This window comes from Sphingomonas sp. CFBP9019, assembly GCF_034045155.1.
GTDB classification, from domain to species: Bacteria; Pseudomonadota; Alphaproteobacteria; order Sphingomonadales; family Sphingomonadaceae; genus Sphingomonas; species Sphingomonas aerolata.
In genome coordinates this window covers 1-26,271 of record NZ_JAXCWK010000011.1, presented here as the reverse complement: position 1 = coordinate 26,271, position 26,271 = coordinate 1, and the positions used below count along the sequence as shown (strand labels likewise).

26 protein-coding genes are annotated in these 26,271 nt (G+C 58.1%); 15 read left to right on the top strand and 11 right to left on the bottom strand.

Annotation, left to right across the window (positions count from 1 at the left end):
- Window positions 1-603 precede the first annotated feature (603 nt).
- Window positions 604-792, top strand: coding sequence for a hypothetical protein (locus SOM18_RS19060; RefSeq protein WP_320482215.1), 189 nt, complete (start codon window positions 604-606; stop codon window positions 790-792).
- A 1,595-nt stretch (window positions 793-2,387) separates the two neighbouring features.
- Here the strand turns inward: SOM18_RS19060 and SOM18_RS19055 are convergent.
- Window positions 2,388-2,597 (bottom strand): hypothetical protein, encoded by a 210-nt coding sequence (locus SOM18_RS19055; protein ID WP_320482214.1) that lies wholly within the window; start codon window positions 2,595-2,597, stop codon window positions 2,388-2,390.
- 759 nt (window positions 2,598-3,356) lie between these two features.
- On the opposite strand from SOM18_RS19055, the gene SOM18_RS19050 reads away from it, so the two are divergent.
- On the top strand, window positions 3,357-4,079 hold the full coding sequence (locus SOM18_RS19050; RefSeq protein WP_320482213.1) for a Crp/Fnr family transcriptional regulator: 723 nt from the start codon (window positions 3,357-3,359) through the stop codon (window positions 4,077-4,079).
- A gap of 542 nt (window positions 4,080-4,621) precedes the next feature.
- On the opposite strand, the gene SOM18_RS19045 is transcribed toward SOM18_RS19050, so the two are convergent.
- A complete protein-coding gene (locus SOM18_RS19045; RefSeq protein ID WP_320482212.1) occupies window positions 4,622-4,795 on the bottom strand; it encodes a hypothetical protein in 174 nt (57 codons plus the stop codon).
- Window positions 4,796-5,122: 327 nt separating this feature from the next.
- Here SOM18_RS19045 and SOM18_RS19040 point away from each other — a divergent pair, with 327 nt between their 5' ends.
- On the top strand, window positions 5,123-6,157 hold the full coding sequence (locus tag SOM18_RS19040) for an IS110 family transposase (RefSeq protein ID WP_320482211.1): 1,035 nt from the start codon (window positions 5,123-5,125) through the stop codon (window positions 6,155-6,157).
- A gap of 438 nt (window positions 6,158-6,595) precedes the next feature.
- Here the strand turns inward: SOM18_RS19040 and SOM18_RS19035 are convergent, their stop codons facing one another.
- Window positions 6,596-6,922: a putative quinol monooxygenase gene (locus SOM18_RS19035; protein WP_320482210.1), complete on the bottom strand. Its 327-nt coding sequence runs from the start codon at window positions 6,920-6,922 to the stop codon at window positions 6,596-6,598.
- Window positions 6,923-7,043: 121 nt separating this feature from the next.
- Between SOM18_RS19035 and SOM18_RS19030 the strand changes: the two genes are divergently transcribed.
- Window positions 7,044-7,379 (top strand): winged helix-turn-helix transcriptional regulator, encoded by a 336-nt coding sequence (locus SOM18_RS19030; protein ID WP_056413630.1) that lies wholly within the window; start codon window positions 7,044-7,046, stop codon window positions 7,377-7,379.
- A 280-nt stretch (window positions 7,380-7,659) separates the two neighbouring features.
- Here the strand turns inward: SOM18_RS19030 and SOM18_RS19025 are convergent, their stop codons facing one another.
- Both SOM18_RS19025 and SOM18_RS19020 read right to left on the bottom strand, forming a co-directional pair.
- Complete coding sequence (locus SOM18_RS19025; RefSeq protein ID WP_320482209.1) at window positions 7,660-8,442, bottom strand: methyltransferase domain-containing protein; 783 nt, start codon at window positions 8,440-8,442, stop codon at window positions 7,660-7,662.
- Between the two features lie 240 nt (window positions 8,443-8,682).
- Window positions 8,683-9,600, bottom strand: a complete 918-nt coding sequence (locus tag SOM18_RS19020) for an AraC family transcriptional regulator (protein ID WP_320482208.1) — start codon at window positions 9,598-9,600, stop codon at window positions 8,683-8,685.
- A gap of 169 nt (window positions 9,601-9,769) precedes the next feature.
- Here SOM18_RS19020 and SOM18_RS19015 point away from each other — a divergent pair, with 169 nt between their 5' ends.
- Together SOM18_RS19015 and SOM18_RS19010 are read left to right on the top strand one after the other, a co-directional pair.
- Entirely contained in the window at window positions 9,770-10,342 is a 573-nt protein-coding gene (locus SOM18_RS19015) for a DUF2306 domain-containing protein (RefSeq protein WP_056413621.1), read from the top strand.
- 23 nt (window positions 10,343-10,365) lie between these two features.
- Window positions 10,366-11,346, top strand: a complete 981-nt coding sequence (locus SOM18_RS19010) for an SDR family oxidoreductase (RefSeq protein WP_320482207.1) — start codon at window positions 10,366-10,368, stop codon at window positions 11,344-11,346.
- 102 nt (window positions 11,347-11,448) lie between these two features.
- Here SOM18_RS19010 and SOM18_RS19005 read toward each other — a convergent pair whose 3' ends face one another.
- The 3 genes from SOM18_RS19005 to SOM18_RS18995 all read right to left on the bottom strand — a co-directional run bounded on the left by SOM18_RS19005 (window position 11,449) and on the right by SOM18_RS18995 (window position 14,092).
- Complete coding sequence (locus SOM18_RS19005) at window positions 11,449-12,363, bottom strand: SDR family NAD(P)-dependent oxidoreductase (protein WP_056413614.1); 915 nt, start codon at window positions 12,361-12,363, stop codon at window positions 11,449-11,451.
- Window positions 12,360-13,085, bottom strand: coding sequence for an SDR family oxidoreductase (locus SOM18_RS19000; RefSeq protein ID WP_056413668.1), 726 nt, complete (start codon window positions 13,083-13,085; stop codon window positions 12,360-12,362). Before SOM18_RS19000 ends, SOM18_RS19005 begins: the two co-directional genes overlap by 4 nt.
- An 83-nt stretch (window positions 13,086-13,168) precedes the next feature.
- Window positions 13,169-14,092 (bottom strand): LysR family transcriptional regulator, encoded by a 924-nt coding sequence (locus tag SOM18_RS18995; protein WP_056413612.1) that lies wholly within the window; start codon window positions 14,090-14,092, stop codon window positions 13,169-13,171.
- A gap of 86 nt (window positions 14,093-14,178) precedes the next feature.
- Here SOM18_RS18995 and SOM18_RS18990 point away from each other — a divergent pair, with 86 nt between their 5' ends.
- From SOM18_RS18990 to SOM18_RS18975, 4 genes are all read left to right on the top strand, one after another.
- Window positions 14,179-14,637, top strand: a complete 459-nt coding sequence (locus tag SOM18_RS18990) for an ester cyclase (protein WP_056413609.1) — start codon at window positions 14,179-14,181, stop codon at window positions 14,635-14,637.
- The gene (locus tag SOM18_RS18985; RefSeq protein ID WP_320482206.1) at window positions 14,634-15,560 is read left to right on the top strand and encodes an NADP-dependent oxidoreductase; all 927 of its coding nucleotides are present in this window, start codon (window positions 14,634-14,636) and stop codon (window positions 15,558-15,560) included. Before SOM18_RS18990 ends, SOM18_RS18985 begins: the two co-directional genes overlap by 4 nt.
- Before the next feature lie 626 nt (window positions 15,561-16,186).
- A complete protein-coding gene (locus SOM18_RS18980; RefSeq protein WP_320482205.1) occupies window positions 16,187-16,393 on the top strand; it encodes a ParD-like family protein in 207 nt (68 codons plus the stop codon).
- A gap of 41 nt (window positions 16,394-16,434) precedes the next feature.
- Entirely contained in the window at window positions 16,435-16,845 is a 411-nt protein-coding gene (locus tag SOM18_RS18975) for a hypothetical protein (protein WP_320482204.1), read from the top strand.
- A gap of 2,152 nt (window positions 16,846-18,997) precedes the next feature.
- Here the strand turns inward: SOM18_RS18975 and SOM18_RS18970 are convergent.
- The 3 genes from SOM18_RS18970 to SOM18_RS18960 all read right to left on the bottom strand — a co-directional run bounded on the left by SOM18_RS18970 (window position 18,998) and on the right by SOM18_RS18960 (window position 20,898).
- Window positions 18,998-19,666, bottom strand: a complete 669-nt coding sequence (locus SOM18_RS18970; RefSeq protein WP_320482203.1) for a type II CAAX endopeptidase family protein — start codon at window positions 19,664-19,666, stop codon at window positions 18,998-19,000.
- Between the two features lie 99 nt (window positions 19,667-19,765).
- Window positions 19,766-20,239 (bottom strand): hypothetical protein, encoded by a 474-nt coding sequence (locus SOM18_RS18965; RefSeq protein ID WP_192143384.1) that lies wholly within the window; start codon window positions 20,237-20,239, stop codon window positions 19,766-19,768.
- Between the two features lie 227 nt (window positions 20,240-20,466).
- Window positions 20,467-20,898: a hypothetical protein gene (locus tag SOM18_RS18960; protein ID WP_320482202.1), complete on the bottom strand. Its 432-nt coding sequence runs from the start codon at window positions 20,896-20,898 to the stop codon at window positions 20,467-20,469.
- 251 nt (window positions 20,899-21,149) lie between these two features.
- Between SOM18_RS18960 and SOM18_RS18955 the strand changes: the two genes are divergently transcribed.
- The 5 genes from SOM18_RS18955 to SOM18_RS18935 form a co-directional block, all read left to right on the top strand.
- Complete coding sequence (locus SOM18_RS18955; protein WP_192099714.1) at window positions 21,150-21,536, top strand: hypothetical protein; 387 nt, start codon at window positions 21,150-21,152, stop codon at window positions 21,534-21,536.
- 461 nt (window positions 21,537-21,997) lie between these two features.
- The gene (locus SOM18_RS18950; RefSeq protein ID WP_320482201.1) at window positions 21,998-22,327 is read left to right on the top strand and encodes a multidrug efflux SMR transporter; all 330 of its coding nucleotides are present in this window, start codon (window positions 21,998-22,000) and stop codon (window positions 22,325-22,327) included.
- 668 nt (window positions 22,328-22,995) lie between these two features.
- On the top strand, window positions 22,996-23,820 hold the full coding sequence (locus SOM18_RS18945) for a hypothetical protein (RefSeq protein WP_320482200.1): 825 nt from the start codon (window positions 22,996-22,998) through the stop codon (window positions 23,818-23,820).
- Window positions 23,821-24,025: 205 nt separating this feature from the next.
- Window positions 24,026-24,619 (top strand): hypothetical protein, encoded by a 594-nt coding sequence (locus SOM18_RS18940; RefSeq protein WP_320482199.1) that lies wholly within the window; start codon window positions 24,026-24,028, stop codon window positions 24,617-24,619.
- A 1,250-nt stretch (window positions 24,620-25,869) separates the two neighbouring features.
- The coding region (locus SOM18_RS18935; RefSeq protein WP_320482198.1) for a MucR family transcriptional regulator at window positions 25,870-26,271 on the top strand (402 nt) is incomplete at its 3' end.

Here is a 26,271-nt window from a genome sequence, read left to right as displayed (position 1 = left end):
CAGGTCAAGCCGGATAGCAAGTAGACGAAGCTCTGCTAGACCCTCGGCCAGGTCGTGCACAGTCTCTTCTTGGCCGTCTTCCTTCGCGGAGCCGTCGGAATTATGGGGATCGTCTAGTCTCACCCCTTGACGTTACATGCTACCAGAACAGGAGGCGACACACCTTGATCGTCGGTACGAAACCGTACGCCGCTAGGGAACGCTTTGTCCTTATTATGGTCACCGAGGCTGGACTGGACGCGCTGCCTGACTGGAGTATCACTAGGGTACATCGTGCGATAGTTTGCTCGCAAACCGCAGTTATCTGCAGGGTTCGATCGGCGGGGCAGAGGGGTCCTCCACCGCACAAGGAGAATTTAGTGTGCAAGACCTCGATGTAATAGCCGTTGCGAAGGCGATGGAAGCGCAGTTGAAGGCGGCACTCGCGCCCCTCGATGCCGACTGCGTTCTCCTATCAAGAGACGAAGCTGTCTTAACGCTTGGTTTGCTTTCTGCACTGGCAGGTATCTTGGAAGACGACGAGCGCTCCCAGTCTTTGAAATTTAGCAAAGGGTGCCTCCGGTAGGACACTATAACGGCGACTTTTAGTAGGGAGACCGATCAATGACCAAAGATATTGAAAGCGGGGAAGCGGACACCGCGGAAGAGCGTGGGCAGGTTCACTTCTTAGCTGCGATCGTGGACGAGTTGATACGCCGCCTGGTTCTTACGGGCGCGATGACAGACGCCGATGCAAACGCGATCGAAATCGCGGTAGCTGAACGACTAGGAACGTCGCCGCGCGCGTGGTGAGGGCCCTGTTTATGGAGGGGCAATTTGCCTACGGGGGCGGAGGGTGTCTCCGCCGTATTTGCATGTCTGCTCTTCGTGCATAGCGGAAGGGCGGCTCTCGCGCTTGATGCGGGGAACGCCAGCGAAAAAAGCCTTAGAGGCCGCGCAAAGATCGGCGCTGCTCCCGCCGCCAAACTACGCGAAGGAGATACCTTCAGCCTGGTTTGCCCAGGCTATTTAATCATTCCAAGAGCGTGTAGATGATAACCTCTGCCACCATGTTCGTCCCAAACAATCTGTTTATCACCATGTTGATACGATCGTAAAAAACGCCGCTGTGGCACCGCGTGATCGCAGATCTGTTGAATTGAACGGCGTCTCAGCGTCAGCGAAACCCTCCTTAAAAAACCTGTTAAGTCGCGCGACTGCTTCAGGCTGTAGATTGCTCAAGTAATACACCGACTTTGCGCCGACCGATATGCAGGCAGATAAATTTGACATTGGCGCGCTGGGCTCGGGCAGTTCTCTTTGCGGTGGTCCGACTATACCAATTAGGAGCGCCAATTCAAAAAGCATTGTCATCCTTTCGCAAGAAACCAGACGTGGCTGAGCGGCGCTTCGCTACCCCGTCAATATAAATGTTAGTCTGGTATTTCGCGTGAGCAAACGGTGAGAAGCGGCCGCATGTGGGCGGATCGGCCATCGGGCCATGCCGTTGGTTAAGTCAGGGCAGCGCTGTCATGTTTGGGTGTGAAATGGCATCTCACACCCAGTCAGGAGGTATGCTGTAGGTATGCAGCGGAATGGCAAATTTCGTAAAATCAGGCGATAATAGCTGACATTAAAAAACCCAAATTTTTGTAACATTTGATTATTGGAATGCTTCTTTCCACCATGGCGGTGACGATGCCGCTTTACATAAATGTAAGCTTCTTACAGGTGGGTCTAACAAAAGGCGTTCGGAAAACAGTGATGTTGGAATATCGCGTTTATGTAATTGATAGTGAAGGGAAAATAATTGAGCGCATCGATTTAGAATGTCCAAACGACGATAAGGCCGTTTCGGATGGAAGCATGTACGCTCAGAGAAACGGTGTAGAAATCTGGTGTGGTCAGAGGCTCGTTAGGACTATTCACTACCTAGTTTGATTCAGTGCGCGATAATCGTCTTTGAAATCCCATAAAACTTGGGTCGGCAGGAGATGGAATGAGTGTCGTGTATGAACCTAGTTTCCCGTCACGAATGACTCCATCGGGTGCCTGGTCATGCCAGCAAACCAATAGAGAACCCCCTTTTAGTAGTTTAAGATCATACGGATGGTTGTTCATCGTCTCGGCGTCAACGCCTAACGCATTGGCAACATAAGAGTGCTGCGCGCCTACTTCATCATTTAGCATAGTTTGACCCCAGCGTCCTTCCTCAGATTTGCACTGGCGCCACAGAATCACTGAATCCAGCATTTGCTCCCGCCTGTTTTGTGTCAAAATTGGAATAGCGCTGAACGGTTGGCTTCAGCCGATGAAGCGAAGGCAACGCAGTTGCTGTCACTGACAGGTTGCACGTGTTACGTTGCTCATAACCTCGCCGGTGACGAATAGGACCGGGCGCTCTTCGATCACCGTGATGATCCGCTGTACCGCGACAGGGCCGCGCCCCCCCCTGTACCCAGACTGGCATCGGAGAGAATTACCTCCGGCGCACGCAGCGATGTTCTCGCAAAGGCGTCATCTTCGCTATCGGCCATGTCGATCAATGACACCCCAGCTGCTTCGACCAACTGGGCGATATGATTGGCGATCAGCCGGACATCTTCGATGATAAGCACATGGCACATGTTTTCACGTCAATGCTTCACATCAGCAAGGATTCGCCGTTTTAGCCGCGTTGTGGCATATTGTGACATATAGGCCGCATATCGCCTGCGCCCTGTCAGGGGCTGGCTTCGATCTCGAACCGCACTCCACTCTCCGGGTCCCGGATCGCGTCCTAGCCGCGCACGTGTCGACGCAACACCCGCTAGATCATACACGTGCCAAACTCAGTACGTGTTGGTGAAGTGACCGGCGGACTACCATGCTCGGCCCGGCAGAAGAAGAGCCGATGTTCGCCATATTCTCGCTTGAGGGCTTCATGGTGACGATCTAACGCTTAGTCAACTTTTGAATAGGAACGACCAGAGCCGTCCCGTTTGAGATCGCCTTTCGTGAATGTCCGGAAGTGGTGCAATGCAGACCGTCCTCTATTGAAAAGGCTGAAAGCGTTGCCGGACGTCGCCGGACGCTGCGGCCTTTCCCGAAAGGGATCAAGAAATGGCAATACTAGGCTAGCCCCGAGTAGCGTGATGTGGAGACTTTCGATCTACTCAGCTTAAAGATAGGAATGCTGTGAAGTGGCCGTAAGGCGTGTTCTACGCAACGGAGTACAAAATGACCGCCTGGACCGGAAAGCCACCTGTCTTTGCAACAATGAATTATGTTGGGTGGGCCGTGGTCAATCCATGTTAGGAATAGGGATCGCTGGTTGACTATCAGGGCGCCAGCGGCCGAGGGCTAGCTACCCCCGCCCAGAAGGACGGAGGGCTTCGATGCCGAACTCTAATTCGACCGTGCTCGCCCCTGTGGTTGGCAAGCTGACGCAGCATTCGCAGCTCGCATTAGCCGAAATTGACGCCCTTCTTGATCTGCCCTTCCGGATCGCTACGTTCGATCCTGGCTCCTACCTTGTTCGTGAAGGCGACAGGACCGATAGCTCCGCGGCGCTACTTTCTGGCTTTGTTTATCGAAGCAAGATCGCCGGCAGCGGCGCGAGGCAAATCCTTGCGGTTCACCTGCGAGGCGATCTAGTTGATTTGCAGAACAGCCTTCTCAACGAGGCGGATCATAGCGTGCAGGCGCTAACGCGAGTTGAGGTTGCATACGTATCGCACCGAGCAATCTTGGATGTAGCGGAAACCTTTCCGGCTGTCGCTCGTGCGCTGTGGCGAGACACCCTGATCGATAGTTCAGTCTTTCGCGAGTGGATTCTGAATATCGGACAGCGCAATGCGCGCCAACGCATCTCGCATCTGCTCTGTGAGTTGGCATTGCGTCAAGAGAAGGCAGGCCTTTGCGAAGGCCCGAATTATGAGTGGCCGATGACGCAGGAGCAGATCGGCGATGCCACTGGGCTAACTGGTGTTCACGTCAATCGTACGCTTCAGGCTATGCGAAGCGACGGGCTCATCAGTGGGAATAGGCAGTCGGTGATCATTACGGATTGGCCGAAATTGCAGGCAGCAGGCGACTTCAACAGAGCCTATCTTCATTAAGGTTCAGTTCGACGCCTAAGTGGCATCGTCCAAAGGCGGCATGGCCGCGATGTGAATCTGGCAGGAGAACGTTAGGGTAAGCACCTGCCCTCCATGATCATCCCTCACGTTGAACCGCCCATGATAGTACCGAACGCCCTTCTTCACCGCCTCGACAATTAGGCCCTCTCCCCGGCTTGGCTATAGCTCTACAAGTGAGTTAACAGCTTTGAAATTAATACCGGTGATGCGACTGGTCGAATGTTGATCAGTGCATGACTAGGAACGGCGATCCAGCCTTCTTCCGTTATCAGTCGATTGCCAAAGCCTGATGGCCGCAATCGAATGGGCAGCCCCAAAAAGTTCTCGATGGAGTCCGGGTAATATCCCAATACGGCTTCATTATCGCTGGCAAGCCGAACGATAAACTCGGCGTCTAAAGACCAGCTGATCGATCGCTGATTTATAGCTGCTGCTTTAGCAAAACACCTTTGTAGGGCATGTCTCGGAGTCAAGAAAAAGGATCCGTCGTTAAAATCAGATTATATATCGCGTATATGCGCCTAATCGGCCCAGCGAAGCTGTCGCGTTGCGGGTGTCATTTCAGCCAGTTCGCGATAACTCGCGGCCATGTCACGATGAATCGCAGCAATTTTCGGATCTTCAGCCAAGTCCGCTAATTTACCGGCGTTAGAAGCGCGTTGCGCGTAATATGCACGTTCGTTCACCTCAGGCATGGTCTCGCTCCATGACAAGCGGACATGTCGACCACGTCCATCACTACCGTGCTTCAGACTAGTCGTAGCGATTGATTGATTATGGCAGTTATGATGCCGGATCTCAATATATGCTTCATCAAACGTCGGGAAGCGGCCTGTCAATCGTTGCTCAGAGTTGCGGTAACGCTCAACCGGTCTCTACGAATGAGACATCCCCTCGTACGGCACGGTTTCACCTTACCTGGGACGCAGCCGGAACGTCCGCTTTTAGTGATGGGGTGGACGCCCCCCGACTGCATCGATGTGCAATAGTGGAGGTGTTGAACACCACTGAGGGAGGCGTCCGTGTCAGAGGTTACTACGATCGGTTTGGATATCGCCCAGCATGTTTTCCACGCTCACGGCGCGGATGCGCGCGGTGCGATGGTATTTAGTCGCAGGCTGACTCGTAGCAAGCTGCTCGACTTCTTTGCCAGGCATCCGCGTTGCGTGGTGGCACTCGAAGCATGCGGCGGTGCGCATCACTGGGCGCGCGAGTTGCGGGCGATCGGCCATGAAGTCCGGCTGATCCCTCCTGCGTATGTGAAGCCCTTCGTGAAGCGGCACAAGAACGATGCGGTTGATGCCGAGGCAATCTGCGAGGCGGCGCAAAGACCGAGCATGCGGTTCGTGGCGGTGAAGAGCGAGGAGCAGCAGGCGGCAGCCTTGGTGTTTCGCATCCGCGATCTGGCGGTGAAGCAGCGGACCCAGATCGCCAATGCTATCCGCGGCCATCTGGCCGAATATGGCTGGGTTGCGCCCAAGGGTGCGGCTCACCTCGCTATGCTGGCGGACCTGCTTGAGGGCGGTGAGATCGGGGACACGCTGCCAGAGGCGGCGCGGCCAATGTTCGCCATGATGATCGACATGCTGACGGTTCGCGACAGGCGGATCGGCGAACTGGACAAGGAGATCGCGCGCCGTGCTCGCGAGGACGAGGTGGCGCGCCGGCTAATGACCATTCCCGGCATCGGTCCGATTACCGCAACGGTCATCGCAGCCATTGCGCCTCCGGCCGAGACGTTCGCAAAGGGGCGCGACTTTGCTGCTTGGCTGGGGCTGGTGCCAAAACAAGCGTCTACGGGCGGAAAGCAGAAGCTTGGTGCGATGTCCCGAATGGGTGAGCGAACGCTCAGGCGTCTGCTGATCATCGGCAGCAGCGCGGTCGTGCTTCAGGCGAGCAAACGCGGTGCGCCGGCCGGCTCATGGCTGGAGGGCATGCTGGCCCAGAAACCGCGCATACTGATTACGGTCGCGCTCGCCAACAAAATGGCGCGTACCGTCTGGGCGCTGCTGGTGAAACAAGAGGATTACAGAGCTCCGGTCGCAGTCGCGGCGTAAGCCGAGGCGGGCCAGAGGCGTCGGAGGGCGCAGTCGGTCGAAGGAGGGTATGGCACAACAGTCGGCAAGACGGGGCCGGAAGAACCAGGGCTTTCCACCGTGCCACGAGCACGCTGTTGGTGATGTGGTTCCGGTCCGCGAACTCCCATACGGGCCAGCAGCTTAGCTGCATCACAGGCCGGACAGATGGCAGCATCCGACTACTTGCCAAACCCCACAGATACCGCTTGCAATCAAAGGGGCGTCCACTGGTGGAAAGCGGCCTGTCCGCTATCGGGCTGCGATCGTCGTAAACAGCCGTTCATTCAGGTGGCGGGGCAGGGGGCCGGTGGACCGCTTCCTGGCGGATAACGGCCGGTCCGCTTTTGGGTGCCGTTCGACCAAAGCGGACGCTGGTACAGGCGGAGAAAAGCTTAGAGCTCCCGGCTGTCACTTCACTCAGGACGGCATATCGAGCGTCGCTCTGCCTGAGATTGAATAGGCGTCAGCCTGACGGTCGATGATGCCGAGTTTCCCGGCTTCTTCGAATACCGATTGGAAATCGGGCGTGGAGAGGTGCGCGCTTAATGCCGCTTGATCTCGCCAAGCTTCAATCAGGCGGAACGTGCCGGCTGGGCCTACTTCCTCCGTGACGTCGAGAAATACGCAGCCGTCCCGCAGCCTGGCCGCGTGTGCCATGCGCAAAGCGACATCCCGGAATGCTTCCACGTCGCCGGGCTGGATGTGATATTTCGCATAGATTAGGATGGTCGGCGTGTCGGTCATGTCTAGGCTCCCTTGTTACGACGGAAAGGATGATCGATCCCATCGCGTACGTTCCCCGGATATGGACCGGCACTGCCAGTGGGGGTAGAACCTACCTTTAGGTAAGTACCAGAGAGACCGGATGAATGTTCCTCAATCTAATCCTCCAACTGACTGCGGCCTTGATGTCGCGCTGGCCATCATGGGCGGTAAATGGAAGCCGCTGATCCTGTATCACCTTCGCTCGGGTCCGCGTCGGTTCAGCGATCTCAGGCGGGCGGTCCGAGGCATCAGCGAGAAGGTGCTGATCCAGCAATTACGTGAACTCGCCTCGGCAGACGTAGTGGTTCGTCACGATTATGGCGAAGTGCCACCCAGGGTCGATTACACCGTCACGCCGTTCGGCATGACGCTGATCGAGGCTCTGCTGCCCCTATGCGAGTGGGGCGTGAGGAACCGCACCGCCACTTCGGCCTAGTTGATCGGAGTTTTCCAAAAAATTCGATCGATTCCGAGAACGCCCGCGTCGTCTCGCTGAGCGTTCCCAATCGGGAAGATCGTCATAACGCGAGAGCGCTATCGCTAGATGCACCGGAGTTGATGCTGATGCGCGGGCATTGCGTGTAGGTGGTATGACCTTGATGAAAAGGCATGCTTACATGCGTTCGCCACAGGCTCAAATCAGATCAACCTGCCCGACTATGGCAGGCAGACAGGCGACGGGTGTTCGGGTGGGCCTTCACCAGCTCGGGCGATGGCTACCACGCGGGGTCGAAACGGCCTGAAACGAGGAAGGCCAGATCCCAGAAGATCGTACCGCTTGCTGCCCTGCGCTCCTTCTCGATACGGTCCGCGAGCATGTCCAGATCGACCTCGCCCTCGCGAGCGATACCCCGCTCGATCATCCGCGGCAGCATGACGCGCATGAGCTTCGGTAAAAAGGAGTCTTCCCAAGGCTGGATGAGAACGCCTTCGCTTCGCGCATCCTCGATTGCGAAACCGGCAGCACGCACGAGGCCGGCTAGACGGTAACCGAGCGCTACGTCGCCTCCCTCCGCGGCAACGGTGTCCCACGCCATTGTGTAGCACTGCCGATGCGCCGAAAGCTCACCTGCTCCGACTGGTAGGTCGACGCGTGCATGCTCTTGAAAAGCCAGGATTGTGGCTGGCTTGGCCAGTCGTGCAAGTCGGGCCAGAGTGGCGGCAGCATCGGGAAGATACATCAGTACGCGGCGTCCAACGATCGCGTCGAAGTGGCCTAGGTCAGGCAGCGCCCCGCTCAGATCCGCAATCTGGTAGCGGATAGGCGCCATCTCCGCGGAGGGCGATACCGCGCGAGCCGATGCGAGCGCTTCGTTGCTCCTGTCGATACCAACGACCTCACCTCCAGGCCCGACCAGCGTGGCCACGATCCGGCTCAGATCGCCATTGCCGCATCCCACATCTAGCACGCGCATGTTTGCGGCCAGCCCGATGTGGGGGAAGAAGCGTGCACTCGGAACGTTGGCGGGATTAGCAGGCGCGAGCTTCTGATGTGACATCATAACATAGTAGAAAGCGAACGTCAGGCTGACAAGGCCGGAGCGCTGAACTTGTAATCCGTTCGCCTGCTAAGCCGGTCTCAAACCATAATCGTGTCCAAGAACGCCTGCGCCGTCTCCATCGCCGCTAGTTTGCGGGAAAGCCTTGAGGCCCGGCCGGCATTCCCGTCAGAGCGGCATGTCGGGTGTCGCTTTGTCGGAGTGCGGATAGGCGTAAGCCTATCGGTCGATGGTGCCGAGTTATCCAGTTTCCACTTGGAAAGACCTTTTTTCCAGACTGCGGGGTGACCGGCCATTAGCGCGCTTGAACGCCGCACCAAACGCGCTTTCGGACTTATACCCGACCGATGCAGCAACGGCGGACAGGGACATGCCGCCCCCCGCTAGCCGGTCCGAAGCAATCGTCATCCTCCAGCGTGCTAGATAGCCGATCGGCGTCTCGCCCGTGACCTGCTCGAAATGCGCGGCGAAGCTTGACCGCGACATGCCCGCGCACTGCGCCAGCTCGCCCAGGGACCAACGATGCGCGACGTTTCCGTGCATCGCCTCCATAGCCCGCCGCAAATTGGGATGTGCGAGCGCGGCGAGCCAACCACGATGCACTTGACCGCTTTTAAGATGCGCACGCAGCGCCTCGATTAACAACGCCTGGGCGAGATGGCTGGCGAGTAGCGCGCCTCCCGGACGCGGCTCGCGCAGCTCGCGCATCAGGCGCCGTATGCCCGCCAGCAAGGCGTCCCTGCCTTCACCCTCTCCGACATGGACCAGGGGTGGCAAGGTTGCGAGCAGCGCTGCGGCCTGTCTGTCGCCGAGCTGGAAGAAGCCGCCTACCCCAATGCAATCCCCACCGCCGTTTAGCGTCACGAATGCGCCTGCGGAGACGCTCGACAACAGCGCCACGGCATCGACCGGCACGGCGGCATCGGACGCGCCGAGACGTGCTGCGCCCGACGTCATCAGCACGACGTCGCCTGCTTGAAGTGTCGTGGGCGCCGTGCAGCCTTCCAGCCATAAACGACAGGTTCCCGTCTCGATGGCGATGCACCGGATGCCTTGCGCGGAATCGTACGCCAAAGCCCAATCGCCAGCGGCGTCGAGGCCACGAAAACCGTAGCTCGTCGGCCGCATCATTGTCAGAACGTCTGAAAGTGGATCCATGGTTATTGGACGATCGCGATGAACTACAGGACATATGAAGATGGATGATCCAGCCGGCGAAGTCTAGTTGAGGGGCTCCCCTCCTTTTTTCCGTAGGCCCATGAGTAAAGAAGCGACCCTCTCCATATTCGCCGATCGAGGCTCCCGACCGTCGATTAGTCGGCGTGTGATGTGGAGCGGCCTGGCCGCGCTAAGCAGCGTCGTCGCGCTCGCATCCTACCGCTATCTTGCCGGGGTCGGCCCGGTTCCGCCTAACATCACCGCCAACCGTCACCTCAGTCCGTGGATCGTTATACACGCGGCAGGTGCCGCCACCGCACTGCTTGTCGGACCTTGGCAGTTCGTCCCAGCATTGCGTGGACGCCGACCCGTGATCCACCGGACGCTTGGACGGGTTTATGTCGCCAGCTGTGCCGCGGGCGGCGTGTCGGCGCTAGTCTTAGCGACTGGCGTATCGGCGGGACCGATTGCTGGTGCCGGCTTCGCTGCATTGGGAACAGCGTGGCTCACCGCCACGACAATCGCAGTGCGGGAGATCCTGATGGGCCGCGTGCCGGCGCATCACCGCTGGATGATCCGCTCGTTTGCGCTGACGCTGTCGGCGGTGACGCTGCGGCTCTACCTGCCACTAACCAGCCTGATGGGGCTCGATTTCACAATATCCTACCGCGTTATCGCTTGGGCTTGCTGGCTGCCCAACATGATCGTCGCGGAGCTGTTCATCGGTGCCCCCGACACCTGACACATTTGCGAAAGAATATGAGAATGAGAGTATTCATTACGGGCGCAACCGGCTTTATAGGTCCCGCCCTCGCCACGAATTTAATTGCGCGCGGGCATGAGGTTGTAGGCCTTGCCCGGTCGGAAGCATCGGCAAAGGCGTTGCGCGATGTGGGCGTCAGTTCCCTCAGCGGCAGCCTCACTGATCTGGCCGTACTGCGACAGGGCGCCGCGGAGGCGGACGGCGTGATCCACCTGGCCTACAGCTTCTCACCGGGCGACATGCCGCGTAGACGCCTGCTCGGCGCGGTGCTGGGCGGCTGGCCCGGCAACATGATCGCCCGCATGATGAGGGCAATCACCACAACCAACGACGCTGCGCTCGACGCGCTCGCAGGCGCGCTGCAGGGCTCGAACCGGCCGTTGGTCACCGCCTTTGCCACAATGGGCATCGCCGGCGCTTCGGGGGAACGCGCACCACGCGTTGCCACCGAGGCCGACGCGCCGAACCCTGGATCACCCGGCTATGTGCGCGCGGTGAGCGAAGCCCGTGTATTGCAGTGGGCGACACGCGGCGTGCGCGCCTCGATTGTCCGGCTGGCACCTTCCGTCCACGGAATGGGCGATAAGGGGTTGATCCCGCAGCTCGCGGCTGCCGCGCGCAAGCATGGCGAGGTGCTGTATGTCGGAGATGGCGCCAACCGCTGGACCGGGGTGCAAATCGACGACGCAGTGACTCTGTTTAGGCTCGCGCTGGAGCAAGGTGTTGCCGGGGGCGTGTACCACGGCGTCGGAGACGCCGGGCTGACCTACCGAGAGATCGCCGAAATCATGGGTCGGCGGCTGTGCCTCCCTGTACGATCGGGCACTAAGGCCGACGCCAAGCGCCAGCTGGGCTTTACCGCACCGTTCGTTTCCGTCGACAATTCGGTGGACAGCATGCGGACGCGAGAGCAGCTTGGCTGGGCACCAAAGGGAATGTCGCTGGCCGACGATCTTTATGGACCTGCTTATTTCGGCGACTGATTGCTGGTCGGCGCGGTAAAGTCGTGTTGACCGGCTGCGTCCTCGAGATGCCCTTAGAATTTTCTCTTATGATCACCCTTTGCGGGAAGGTCGATCAAGCCTCTAGGAGGCTGTCGCGCTCGGTAAAAGGTCACCCAGGCCGAACGCATCGAGCAGCAGCCGCTGCCGTGCGTCCTGCACGGTGGTGATCTCCTCCACCCCCTTGTGCTGACCGTCCACGAACACTCGGAACGGGCGGTTCCCACGAGGGCGAGCGAGCGCGTCGCGCAGCGCCTCCCCAACTGCAGACACGTCCAGCGAACCACCGTGCGCGGCGTCGATCTTGCGCAGCCGATCGCCCAGGGTTTCGGCACGCGACGGCAGATCGCCATATTGCGCCACGACGGCCGGTTGCGCCGGCCTGCCGGCATGGGCGAAGTGGTCGGTGCCGCTCGTAAACGCGCCTGGCACGAGGATGACCGTCTCGATCCCGAACGGCCGTGCCTCCATGGCCATGACCTCGGCCAGCGCCTCGCCTGCCGCCTTGGCGGCGGCATAGGGGCCGAGGAACGGTTCTGCGATGTGGGCGGTGGTACTGCTGGTATAGGCAAGGACGCCGTGGCCCTGCCGACGCATTACGGGCAACGCGGCACGGTTGACGCGAAGCCACGAGGTAGCGTTGGTGTCAAATATAGCCTGCACTTGCTCAGGCGCGAACGCTTCGGTGATGCCCGTCATCAACATGCCGGCGTTGTTGACCACCACATCGAGCCGGCCGCGTTCACCCATCACCTGATCGATGGCGGCGCGGCAGCTCACCTCCGACAGCACGTCGAGATCGACGACCCGTAAATCGAGTCTTTCCTTGTCGGCAAGATCGCGGATGGCGGAGGCCCGTTCTTTCCCTTCGACCCGCGACAGTCGTAGCCCCGCATGGACGTGATGCCCGGCGCAGGCGAGAACGGTCGCGATGGCAAGGCCGATGCCGCTGCCGGCGCCGGTTACAAGGACGACCTGATGGTTGGTGAGGGCGCTCATGCGATACCCCCGTTCGCCCGTACGACCTGTCCGTTGACCCAGGCGGCCTGTGGTGATGCGAGGAAGGCGACGACACCGGCGATGTCGTCAGGCCGGCCGAGCCGCTTTTGCGGCGCCATGCCGGCCATGCGCTGCACGTCCGCCTCCGACTTGCCATCGAGGAACAAGCCTGTCTCGACCGGGCCGGGGGCAACCGCGTTGACCGTGATACCGCGTCCACCCAGCTCCTTGGCGGCGACGCGCACGATGCTTTCGACCGCGCCCTTTGTCGCATTGTAGAGCCCGTAACCGGGCGCGTTGAGCGCCAGCGTCGTACTCGATAGGCCGATCAGGCGGCCGTTGTCGCGCACCCGCCGGGCAGTTTCCCGAAAGACGTTGAACGTGCCGCGCAGGTTGATGCCGATCACGCGATCAAACTCATCATCGCCAACCTCCGCGATGGGACCGGTGGTCATCACGCCTGCGCTGGACACCACCACATCGATCCCATCGAATGCGGCTTCCGCCCCGTCGAACAGGCGAGCGACGGCGGTGGCGGACGCTACATCGGCTTGGACAGCTAGCGCCTTGCCGCCGGCACTCTCGATCTCGCGCACTACCTGAGCCGCTTCGTCGGCCGACCCGGCATAGTTCACGACGACCGCGAACCTCTGCGCGGCGAGTGTAATGGCGCAGGCACGTCCGATCCCGCGCGATGCTCCCGTGACTATAGCCGTTCTCATGCTGCCCACTCCGCTGGAAACTATGAGGACAAGCTAAGAGCCGATCAGTTATCGCGCCAATCGATAGGCCGTATGTCCGTCTATCAGCTTGGTGGATAGAACGGTTCCAGTTCCGCGATCGTCTCGCGCAGCCATCGTTGTGCCTGATGCGCCTCGTTGCGTCGGTGCCACGACATGACGAAGGACACCGGGGCTAGATCGACAGGCGGCGGAAACATGGCGAGGCGATTCCGGCTGCCGGACGCCGCGACGACACCTTCCAGCACGGTCGCGATCATGTCGGAGCAGGCAACGGCGTTGGGCGCGGCGTGCATCTGCGGCAGGCTGAGCGCAACGCGCCGACGCTGGCCTTGAGCCGCCAGCACGGCATCGACTTGGCCGAAGCGATCGCCTTCGGGTGATACGAGCAGGTGCGACAGGCCGAGAAAGGCGGCCAGATCGAGCGGCTGCGATGCGGCCGGATGGTCGCGGCGCAGGATGCAGACGAAGCGATCCTCGAACAACGGCCGCATCAGGATGCGGCCACCCGCCCCCTGACGGGCTGGCACCCCGATCGTTAGATCTGCCTCGCCGGCATCGAGCAGTGAAACGGTATCGTCGCGGTGAGTGTAGGCGTTGACCCGCAAGGTCACGCCCGGCGCCACCGCCCGCAGCCTGTTCGTCAGACGCGGCAGCAGCACGAAGGCGGGGTGGTCGGACAGCGCGAGCGTGAAGCTTTGCGTCGAGGTGGTGGGATCAAAACGTTGGGTAAAGTCCAGCGTGCGGCGGATTTCGCCAAGCGCGCGGCCGAGCGGTTCTGCCAGTTCTATCGCACGCTGGGTCGGTTGCAGGCCGGAGGGGCCGCGCACGAACAGCTCGTCCTCAAAAAGGGCGCGTAATCGGGCAAGCGCCGCGCTCATCGCCGGCTGGGTGCGACCGGTGCGCCTGCCAGCGCGCGTGACGTTGCGCTCCGCCATCAGTGCGTCGAACGCGACGAGCAGGTTCAGATCGACGGTCTGCAAATCCATGGTGATGATGATGCCACATACCGACTATCTATTTCAACGATGTGGCGCCGGCTCTTACCTTTCTGCTGTCATCAAGGAGATAGAGCATGGCTCAACCCGACGCTGCGGTAAGCGGCACCCTAAGTGAGGAGGATCGCGTTGCGGTCGAAACGCTGTACCGCGCCTTTTCCGAACATAACCCCGATCTGCTCGATCAGGCTGTCACGGCCGACTGGCAGGACATTCCGCTCGCACCCGGCCAGGAGCCCGGCCGTGATGGCATGAAGCCGCTGGTCCGGGGCTTCAGCGCCGCCTTCCCCGACGCAAAGGTCACGATCCACGAGATTATCGGCGCGCCCGGCCGGGCCGGCGTGCGCGCGGAGATCACGGGCACGCACAAGGGCGAGTGGTTCGGTGTGGCGCCGACCGGCCGCCCCTTCACGCTGCCGATCCATGAGTTCCACCACATCGAGAACGGCCTAGTGACGCACACCTGGCACATGGAGGACTGGTTCGGCTGGTTGCGCCAGATGGGCGCGATGGGCGCCTCCAGCGAGCAGGCATGATGAAGGCGTTTCAGCTTAGCGGCTACGAAGTCGATCCCGCGCTGGTCGAGGTCGAGACGCCGCCGCCCGGCGCGACCGAGGTGCTCGTGCGTGTCGCCTGCGCGGCGCTCAACCCGCTCGACGTGAAGCTCTGGAGCGGGGCGATGCACGGCTACTTCCCGCTCACCTTTCCGGCTACGGTCGGCACCGATCTCAGCGGCACGGTCGAGGCGCTCGGCGCCGACGTGACCGGCTGGACGATCGGCGACCGCATCGTCGCCCGCACGGCGCCGACCAGCGGCGGTGCCGTCGCCGAGTTCACACTCGTGCCGGCGGACCAGCTCGTGAAGCTGCCCGATGCGATCGGCTTCGAGGATGCCGCCGGTATCCCGACGGCGGCAGGCACGGCATGGCAGGCGCTGTTCGAGGTAGCGGACCTCAGAGCCGGACAGACGGTCCTTATCCATGCCGGTGCGGGCGGGGTCGGCAGCTTCGCCATCCAGTTCGCCCGTGCCGCCGGCGCGCGCGTGATCGCGACCGCATCGGAGGACGGCATCGCCGTAGTCGAAAGGCTCGGCGCGGACGTGGTGATCGACTACCGGCACGAGGATTTCGCCGCGCGCGTGTCCGACGCAGACGTGGTTGTCGATACGGTCGGCGGCGAAACGCAGGTTCGTTCGTTCGACGTGCTGCGCGCGGGCGGCATCTTGGCCTCCACGGTGTCACCGCCTGACGACGCTATGGCCAAGGCGCACAGCGTTCGTGCGACCTTCGTCTTCCACTCGTCAGACGCGGCTCGGCTCGCGAGCGTGGTGGATAAGGTGGCTGGCGGTGTCCGCGTGCTGACGGACCGTGCCGTTCCGCTCGCCGATGCTTCGGAGGCATTTGCCTATCAGGCGTCCGGCCGGGCGCGCGGGAAGATCATCCTTCGCGTCGCGCGCTGATTGGAATAGCTAAATCGGGACTGGTCCTGGTCACCCCAATCAGGGCCAGTTCGTGTGTCTGCGGCAGACGATACACTCCTCAGATCGTATTTCCCACAGGTTTCGGGAAGCCTGTCCCATTCTCTAAACTCAATCGTTTGTGGGACGGTCGCCAGCAGTGAACTGCAACGCGCCGACACCGCCTTGCGAGCGCATACAAGGCAAAGCTTTAACCCTCAATGGAGCTTCGGCGGTGCCGTTTGGTAGGGTGCCGTTTGGTCTTCCTTGATTAGGACTCCAAGCGGACCAAAGGGGCAATCCAAGCCAAATTTTTGATGTTCTTTTTTGGCGGAAATCGGACCGGCCAGGGTAGGAACGCAGAGGGTATACCTGAAACGCACCGGCGGGAAATTTAGTATATAGAGGCGAGGCGGCAGGAAGGGGGACGGGGAGGGCGGTATTCGTCTGGAAAGCGGACGGACCGGAAGCGCCCACACCCGGACGCTCAGGCTGACGACCTGGATCCCGATACCGGCCATTCATTGAGCGCGACCTTCTTCGCGGGGCCGCGGTAGGCCGCAACAGCTATTGACCCTATAATATACGATAAATATACGATACATATATCGAGTAATGAGGATTGGATCATGGGTTTAGTGAAGATCGATGACGAGCTGCACGAGGAAGCCCGCCGCGCCAGCGCCGTCATGTGCCGATCGATCAACGCTCAGGCTGAGTTCTGGATGAAGATCGGGATGCTCGCCGAGGCCAATCCCACCATGGCCTTCAACGACATCATGAAGGCGCAGCTCGCGGCGGCGAACGTCCGCCTGGTCCAGCCGCTTGCGGCTTGATCAAGCACTGCCATCGGCCGCAGCCACCAGCTAGGACTGACATGCCTTTTCACGACGACATCGCAGAATTCTTCGACCGCTACGTCGATGCCTTCGCGCGCGAGGACGCAGGCATGTTAAGTGACCTATGGGACGAGGTTGGACTGTTTCCCACCCCAACCGGCAACTTCGCCATGCCGCGATCCGCGTTCCGTGACCATTGTGCCACGCTGTTCAATTTCTATCGAGCTCAGGGCATCGTGCGGCCGGAGGGCGCCCTGCTATCCGCCGACGAACTGTTCCCGGGCGTTGCTCAGGCGCGCATGGCCTATCGCATGATGGGTGCTGATGACGCTCCGGTGGCCGAGTGGGAGCATGTCTATGTCCTACGGCGTACCGACACCTGGCGCGTATCGCTGACCATAGCCGATGGCGAGATGGCAGCTTGGACGGCAAAAGGCGTTCAGCTCTGATCGAATGCTGCCGCTTAACCATTCCCGAAATTTCGTCGCTGCAAAAACCGGCAGGCCGCAACGTCGGCTATCGCCACCCTCGTTCCCGAAAGCAGCCAGTCGGCAATCCTCCAAAGTCAGACGTTCAGCGCCCTGGATCGACGAATGACCGCTCCCGCCCAATTGCAGACATTCGCTTGTCTGCTAACAAGGCATATGCCGGTTGCATCACCCCCAATGCCTCCAATAACTCCATCGCCTCTGTCTCAGAACGAGGTCGAGTTTATTAAGCAAACAATACAACGCTACTATGGAACAGACGCAGTCATTCGCAATTTCGGCCCCGACCCAAATCGTTTAGAGGTCCACGTCGAAACTGACGCGGAAAATGATATGCGGAAGTATGACTGCCTTGGAATGCTTCTTACGCGCATCGATCGAGCGCAGATTAGCCTCGAAGTTACGAGCCGCGGCGAGAAACCTTGTGGATCTGCAAAGCTCGCATACCGCCAAGGTATGATCCTCTAACCTCCGCTTTCCACCAGGCATTGCCGTTTCGAGGCTACCGGGCCGGCCCACCCACTTGAAAGCCGACCGGCTGATTATGTACGGGAAAGCGGATTGGCGGGAGCCGCCCACGTCCGGACGCTCGGGTTGAGAATCGAGGCTTACGAAAGCAGCTATTCGTTCAGGCCGATCTCTCCCAAAGCAGCCACTTCGCTTCCGCCCACACGCGGTCATGATTTTCAGCAAATGGGACCCACAGCAGCGCGCAGGCATAAACCATTCTTTAGGGCTGATCCGGCTTAAGCATATCGACTGATGTCGGAAGGTGACTACTTTGAATATCGAAACGAAACGACAGCTAAATGTCGGACTCGTCAGTAGCCTAGGATTCGTGGCTTCCTATCTGCTTATATCAATATCGACGTCACCCAGCGCATCCGAGAACATAAATCGACTTATCGGCGGACTCCCCCTCTTTGGAGCAACCTACTACCACGTCTCATATAACGCGATGCTAGGTCGCCCCATACTGCTCTTAACTATTCTTCCTTATATATTTTCTTTTGCGGGATGGCTTATCTATACCTTTAGGATCAAGTCCATTGCCTCCTCGCGTTCGGCTGGTCGACCGGAAGTACCGCGGGGAAACTCGAATCCGTTTTACGCATTGGTTCCGATGTTTATCGTGATTATAGAGGTGACTTTTGACTTTCCTCTATCAAGAGGAATAGTTGGCGGGCACTACCAATATGAGCATTGGTGGCTGATTTTATATGGTACTGTATCAATATTGGTCATTCAAGCATTGACGATAGACTATGAGCGAAGGGCCGGAGGACGATAAGGCGGGGCACGCCTCCTCCCGTGTTGATATGTGAATGAACGTCGGCTCATCGCGATCGGCAATCCGACGCAGACGGTCTGCTTGCCACCACATTCAGACATTCCGACACTGATCGCGCCGAATGACCGAAAGCGCCCAATAACGGACGCGAGCGCGCGAATTTGGCTTTCCCGAAAGCAGCCGACTATAGCTCAGGGACCCTCGCTGATCGTCATCCGAATGGAGCCCGACAATGTTTTTAGCCGCGCTGCTTTCAATGTCCTCTCCTGTTGTTAGGACGACAGCCGCGATGAAATCGGCGGGCGGCGTTTGCAGCAGCGGCGCGCAATGTCAGTCCGCGTTTTGTGAATGGCCTAGAGGTAAAAGGCTCACTTCGAAGCCAGTCCGTGGGGTATGTGCCAGCATCGCGCCACCACGCGATCAGATGTGCGGCCGTTTCACCGTCGAAAAATCCCGTATCGTGCTTGGCGCATGTCATTGAGAGTCTTCGACCGGCAGCGTAATAGCCATCTGTATTTCAGCTGCTGAAAAGCCGACATTCAGCTTACCACCAGGTCGCGACATTCGCTGTCGGCAAAGCGGACCGCAGAGCGGACAGGCGGGAAGCGCCCAATCTCGGGCGTTCCGCCGATCGGCCTGCCGTCCCGAAACCGGCCGTTCCAAGCACTACCTCGACATTCCCAGCTCTCCATCCCCAACCGCCGATTTTGGGAAAGCGCAGTTGGAAACGGGCTTTGCGAAAGCGGTCGCATTGGTGGCAGCGAAGGGATCCGGTCACTGCCATCTCGCCCGACCTTTCCAATTGGGAAGATCCATCACCAATCAGCTGGCTTCTAAATCACCACTGATGGCCGTGCTGACGATGGCACCGAATAGCATTACCCCTATGTGTATCAGCATTAACCACCACAAATTCGATGTGGCGACATATGCTATAGTAAAAGCCAGCGCGGATACGATGCTACCTACAAATTGCTTTGGGGTTTTGAACCCGTGCGCCGCGCCGTATGCAAGAGCTGCGATGATGATCGCTCCTGATAGCCCGATCTTTGACGGTAGGTAGTACAAAAGAAAGCCTCGATAAAGTATCTCCCATCCACTTCCGACTGCAAGGCTCAAAAGCAGAAATAGCTTCATTTCGTTTGGCGTTTCAGGAAAAAGATCGCGCCGTACAGCCTCTATTTCCTCCCTCTGCGACGGCTTAGGTTTTTTGCCTTTGCTGAGGAATAAGGCAATAAAGGTTGCGATCGCGACGCCAAGACCAATCAGCGAAGGTGTCGATGTAGGAGTATTGAGGCCAAGCGCTTGTGCGGATCGACCTGTCATAAGCCAGCTGGTTGTTAATAGAGCGAGCAACCCGGCCACCATCCCAATTGTGGTTATGTAACGGGTGATCTTGGTGCCAGAGGCCGTCCGTCCAGGTCGGCTGCGCCAAAGCGCGCGAACCGGGACAACGAAAAGCAGCAAAATAACTAGAAGATGGTCAAGCAAGGCGCACCTATAGCGAAGGGTCGGCGCACTTGGCCGACATGATGACAGGAGAATCCGAGTGGAGCGGCTGTCGAAGCCGTTCCCGACGAACTGTTCAGCTCAGCTCGCTAACGCGAACTTCACCCCGTCATCTTCATCGTTCGAAGGCACTTTGCGGTTAAGCCGTGGACCCTTACGCGCACGATTTACCTTGTTTTTAGAGTGTCGTGGCAGAGAGACGAAAATTCTTGTAAGGGTGGCGGCAATACCCACACGGCGCAATGCCGCCGCAGCAGCAGCCAAGGCTACGACCGCCTCAACAATGGCGCCGAGCTCGAGGCTAGCAAGCCATATGGTTACTTCTGGGGCAAACAACGCAACCATGCGGATCGGGTCGCTATCTCCCGCATTGAGATGCACAACGACCAACACTGTTACGACAATCGCCAACGCGATGTGCGCGGGCTCAAGGCGGTTCAACGCTGCAGCGGGCATCTCCACCATCAGGCGGTGTAGAAAACGGGTAATAGGCGTGCGCGCGTCACGGATCAGGGTAGCCCAGCAAAGGAGAAACACGATTGCCGCTATCGTCATTCGCCCACCCCCTGGTCTCTGCCCGCTGCATACAAAGCATACAGTCCCTCAGCCAATATAACAGCTCTTCCGGTACACGAGGCGCGTTCTCTTTTCTCGATCCGTTTTGAGAAAGGCCGGCGGACTCGGGATGGCAGCTAACGGCTATCGATGTCCCGAAAGCTGCCTGTCGCCTAACCACCAATGCTCGCCATTCCGCCTCCGCCCAACAGAAGACATTCACCCCATCAACGCTGCCAGCCCATCTCCACGCTGACCCCCTTCAGGAACGCATTTGCTGCGGTACAACCGTCGCCTTGCAAGGCGCCCATCAAGTATGGTGTCGGGGTCGTTGTGCTCTCACTTTGAAGGTACGAAACCGTCACTGTCCGGATCGCTATTCCGCCGTATATGTAAGACGCGAGCCACTGATTGTTGTCGCGAGCGACGTAAAGAAGAACGTTGCCGACCTTGGATTTCGGACCGAGTACATCGCCCAATGTGCCACCTTTTTCCGTCCTTGGATAAATCACGCCAGCTCTCCTTATGATATCCGACCTGATCTCGGCCGGGAGCGCGTTCATGTCCTCATAAAACGTGACGTGTCGAATTAGGGAGCAATTGCCGAGCGGGCGAAATTCAGCCTGCGCCACCGCAAGCGCAACGAGTATGGCGGACATTGCTATTCTCCATCATCGACTTCGCTACAGTCCTGACGGACAATGACTAACGTCCGCTTTCCACCAGGCGTGGTCGTTCCGGAGGCCCCGAGCCAACCAGATCACCCGAAAAAGCCGACGGGCCGGTTTAAGGCGTCAAAGCGGAACGGCAGGAAGCGGCCGATGCGATTGAAACACACGCATTCTCTCATTGCGCTATATTGCGACTGCGCGCAGCATGATCAATGCCGGTATGACACCTGGAGAGACAAATGTCCTACGCTAACAAATTCCTGGTCGGAATCACTATAGCTTTGTCGACGTCCGCTGTTGCAAAATCCAATGTCACGCACACCCTCCGCTATGACGACGCGGGCAGAGAAATCGATGTCAAGGTCGGTGATACTGTCGCATTCGTATTGCCTGCTTATCTGGGAACCGGAACATATTGGACGCCCCGGCCAGACCCAATCTACAAAATCACGCAACCTCCTCGCGTTGGAGATGACCCGGCGAAACGGCTCCGCGATGCTACAAACATGCGAATCCAGTTCATTCACCCCGGCAGGAAAGCCTTGAAAATTGCAGCAGTCCCAATGGGCTACGGCGGTGGCAACGCGTCGAACGTGCTGACGTATAACTTTATTGTTTCCCAATGAGGCGAACGTAGAAAAGGCAGGGAGGCCGCTGGAACGCTCATTGTTAGCCATGAAATAGTGACATATTCGCTGTCGCGAGTTCTGCGGCCAACCCAACGATTGATATCCGGCACGTCCGCCCTTTTTCAGCCATTCTCAGCGGCGGGGGATCGAATCTGAACCCCGTCGTTGAGGATCGCTGTAGCTATACGGCTACCGATTCCGTCACGTTGGCAGCGCGACCATGTCATACAGGCGGAAAGGAGCGGAATGTCCGCTACTTACCAATCTACGAGGTGGTAAGCTGCTGATCCTGTTAAACTAATGGTTTGTGTAAATGTATTATGCAGGAGCGGCAATGGGGCGCCGAAAACTCGGGTCGTAGCTCATTGCTACACCCCCGCTAACGCCCATTAGCGGACATTCGGCGCAGCGTGCGGGCGTCGAAAATTGGCCGCATTTGGTGTGCTACTAGACCAAGCATGAATTATCTCATGCTCGCAATCGCCATCGTCGCGGAGGTTTGCGCCACGACTGCTATGAAGCAGTCAGATGGTTTTACGCGTATGCCCTGGACGGTCGTTACCGTCATTGGTTACGGTATCGCCTTCTACTTTCTGTCCCTGACCCTCCGAACGATACCAACAGGGATCGCATACGCAATATGGTCCGGTGCCGGCATTGTCCTTATTTCAACCGCGGCATGGGCATTCCAAGGACAGAAACTCGACGCTGCCGCCGTGAGTGGTATGGGCCTCATCGTGACCGGCGTAATAGTAATGAACGTGTTCTCGCACACGCCAGCTCACTGAAATTTAACGTCCGCTTTCCACCAATTCCGGCCGTTCCGCTCACGCCCAATTGCGGACGTTCGCACGCTGTCGTAATGTCCACGCTGAGGTTGGACGGAGATCGAAGGTGCAAAGTTATTCCGGATCGCGTCACATGCTCCTACGAGCAGTACTGGTCGCGTTCAGTATAGCTCTTGGTGCCTATTTTTTATATTGCGCACTGACGAATACCGCGAGCGTCCCGATGGCTAACGTGTTTCTCCCGATAGTGCTGACGGTCGCTTTGCTGGTTCGTCTTAATCGGAATCGGATCGGTAGCTAGCCACCAGATAGCGACGTTCGCGATCGGCAAAGCCGCCCCCCAAAGCCGCCTTTCCGCTGTCGCCCAGTATCGGACGGTCAGGTCACAAATCAGCCCCCCCAGAAAGCGGTCATTCATTCACGGCGGTTTCCCCCTGCCGGTCACCATTGATGCAAAATACCCAGGTTGCTCATCAATGTAGGGAAACCGTGCGATTGCCTTCGCGTCCACTTCCGGCCATCCTTCTGCGATGAGCATCCGTCATCTGTGCTGCCTAGCAGCAATTGCGGTCAGTGGTTCCGGAGCGGGATTACTTACTATGTCTTACGCATCCATTGGCGACCAAGCCGACAGGCTGGCGGCAGTCCGAGCAAAGGCCAATTGTCTGATGCCTGATGGATGGGAACAAGTTGCTGAACGAAAACCGCGCTTTGTAATTTTCGGTGAAAACCATGGCACTAAAGAGGCTCCCAAGTTTGTAGGAGATGTAGCCTGCGCACTTGCCGCTAAGGGTGAGCATGTGCTCGTCGCAGTTGAGCACGACGCCATCCACAACCCGGCGTTTCAGGCGGCATGGTCGCTTCAACCATCCCAGTTCGAAGCCGCGTTAAGACTCGCGGGTTGGAAAGGGCGAGAAGATGGGGTCACCAGTGAAGCGATGTTCCAGTTGCTAGTAAGGCTCCATTCCTTGAAGGAAGCAGGCGGCTTAATCAGCATTGTGGCGTTCAATGGTGCACGCGACGAAGCTCAGCGCGAGCGATTTAAAGCCCTGCCTGGACAAGGCCCGCACGAAGCAGCCCAGGCCGAAAACATCCGTGTAGCATCTCGGCAGCGCCGTTATGATCATGTTCTAGTATTGGTAGGCAATCTTCACGCTCGAAAGCGCGAAATTGGCCGGGAAGGATCCACCTTTAAACCAATGGCGATGTCTTTAGCCCCGCCCGATGAGATCGTGACTCTAAACATGGCAGCAGCAAAAGGCACGTCGTGGGATTGTGTGTTAAAGCCGGGGTACAAACGCACAGCAGACAAGAAAATCATGGCTGGTGATATTGAGTGTGGCGTGCACTCTTACAGCGGTGATGGCGACTTGCGGCATCTACCATTCATATCATTACGGCCCTTAGCGGGAATTTCATCGGACGAAAATTACGATGGATTTTACTGGCTTGGAAATGTTAACGGATCAAAGCCGGCTGTTCCAAAGTCTTAGATGTTCGATACCGGTGCGAGCCTCACCGGTTTTGCTTTCGACAAAACGCACGAGAAGTTTAAATTCCCGCGGAGGCACAGGACCGATACATAGGAGCCGCCACCCATTTGTATTTTCTCGGTTTGTAGACCCGAAAGCAGACCGTCCGCTTTCCACCAGTACCGGCCATCGCTTGCGGCTGCATTATTTATGGAGTGATCCGCGCATGAGTGACAGCATCGATCCGGCGCAGCTTAAAAGCTACAGCCCGAATGCCAAGTGGGCACAGTCTCATCGGCCCGAGTGCGTATCGGCAATTGGCTTGATCCTGCTGGCCTGGAATAGGACCGAAGAGCAACTAGCTTGGACCATCTCAGGCATCATGGGCATTACGCTCATCGGCGACGAGGGTATCGGACACTCCAGTGACTGGATCATAGCGACCGTTATGGCTGAGACCGGCACTGTCCACGCGCGGATCAAGATCGTTGACGCCATTCTCAAAAAGGCTCTCGAAGGCCACCCACTGAGGGATACGTGGGCAACAATCAGGCAGCGGCTGCGGCAGCTTGCTGATAGGCGCAATGTCGTAGTTCATACAAGCTGGGCATGGAGTGAGGAGCAGCCCGGCTATCTTCTCCAGATCGAAAGGGATGGCAAAGTTTGGGGCTGGAACGAGAGGCATTTCTTCAATCTTTTCGACGACATAAAGTCAATGGAAGAAGAACTTCATGCCTTCATGATTGCCGTCGCTGACGAGTTACGAGCGGGCACGCTCACGTCGCCGTATCTAACACCGAAGAAAATCCCTCAGTTCTGATATGAGGCAAGGGCGCTTCGCCAATGACCGCTTCCCACCAATGCCGGCCATTCCGCTTCCGCCCAGTTGCGGACGTTCGTGCGGTCCAACAGCTAACCCTAAAGTGCACGTCTTTGTTACTTCACTGCGCTGAAGACCGCATCCCTCGATCATGGAAGCACATATGTCAGCTCATTCAGGCCCCGCCATTGCATGCCTGCTGTCGCTTGCATCAACTGGTTGTGGAGCACCAGCACCACGAGTGCCGGATACAGCGCCGTTTCAGTATAATGGCACAATACTATCTTTTCCAGAAGGAACCGTAGAGGCGCGAATAGAGGAGGGAGCAAAGAAGCGTGCGTATGCTCGATTAGTCCCGGACAAGCCAAAGTCGGGTAGCCCGGTTGACGCTAGATATTACATTGATCTCGGTAGAGGATTTACCGGGAAAAGCTTCGGTGGCGGGTATATGCTTGGATCTCATCAATATACGTCAAATAGCTTGCAAACGAAATTAGATGAAGATTATACAATGTTTTGCCCGGCACCAGACGGACTGAGACTATTTTTCCAGTGCGCGGTGCTTCTGCGAAGTCTGCCAGCGGCAGCGATCCAGTTTAAAACCGCACCTTTATCACCAGAAGCGGCTCGATCAATGGTAACAGATGCCGAACTATATCTGACACGGGCGAAGGCGCAAAGAGCCACTGATAGAACGTCGGAACGACGGCTATCAGAACCAACGCCGAGAAAGCCCATCATCTTTGTTCCGTATCCATACAAGCATTGAGCCATTGTTTTCGCTGGTAGGACTGTTGAGCGCCTGAAGCATGCAGGATGAGCAAAGGGGTGGGAAAAACTAGGGTCATGGCTCATTGGCGAACTTCCGCTTACCCGCCGATCTACCCGAAAACGGTCAGGCCGTTATCCACCAATTCCGGCCATTTCGCTGCCGTCCATGGCCTGACCATAGGTGTCATCGGCAGTAGCAGCAGAGCCAAAGATTGCCGGACTGCATCCCGTCAACCTTGAAGATCATTTGGCTCATGCTCGCACAAAGGTGCGCATATTAGGCGCAAATGTCTTCAATAATGTGTCGTTCTTACCCTGCTTCCCTCACGGCCAGAATGGTGCAATCACTTACATATTGGCATCGTTTGTATCGCTACTTATTCATGCGGAGATTTGGTTGATTGCTTCAGTCGCATGCAGCCGCGGTTGTTTTTGTAAAAAGGCGACCCCAAATGGCGGCGACATACGTGGAGTGAATGATGTCTGACGAAACTATCCAGCTAGACGCCGTCGAGCTTGCAACCGAGCTGACGATTGCATGGTTGTCGAACCCAAACACGCGAACATCAGCAGATGACGTTCCAGCGTTTCTCGCCCAGATGCACTCCAGCGTTCAATCTTTAATCGGCGGTGCCAACGAGGCGAACGCCCCTGTCGCTGATACCGAGCAATATACCCCCGCAGTGTCGGCCCGTAAGTCGCTGGCCAACCCGGACTTCATCGTCAGCATGATCGATGGCAAGCCATACAAGACACTTCGCCGACACCTCACGACGCACGGACTAACGCCAGAAGAATATCGCGAGCGGTACAATCTGAAGGCTGATTATCCGATGGTTGCAACGACCTATTCGGAAGCGCGCCGTGCGATGGCCCATAGG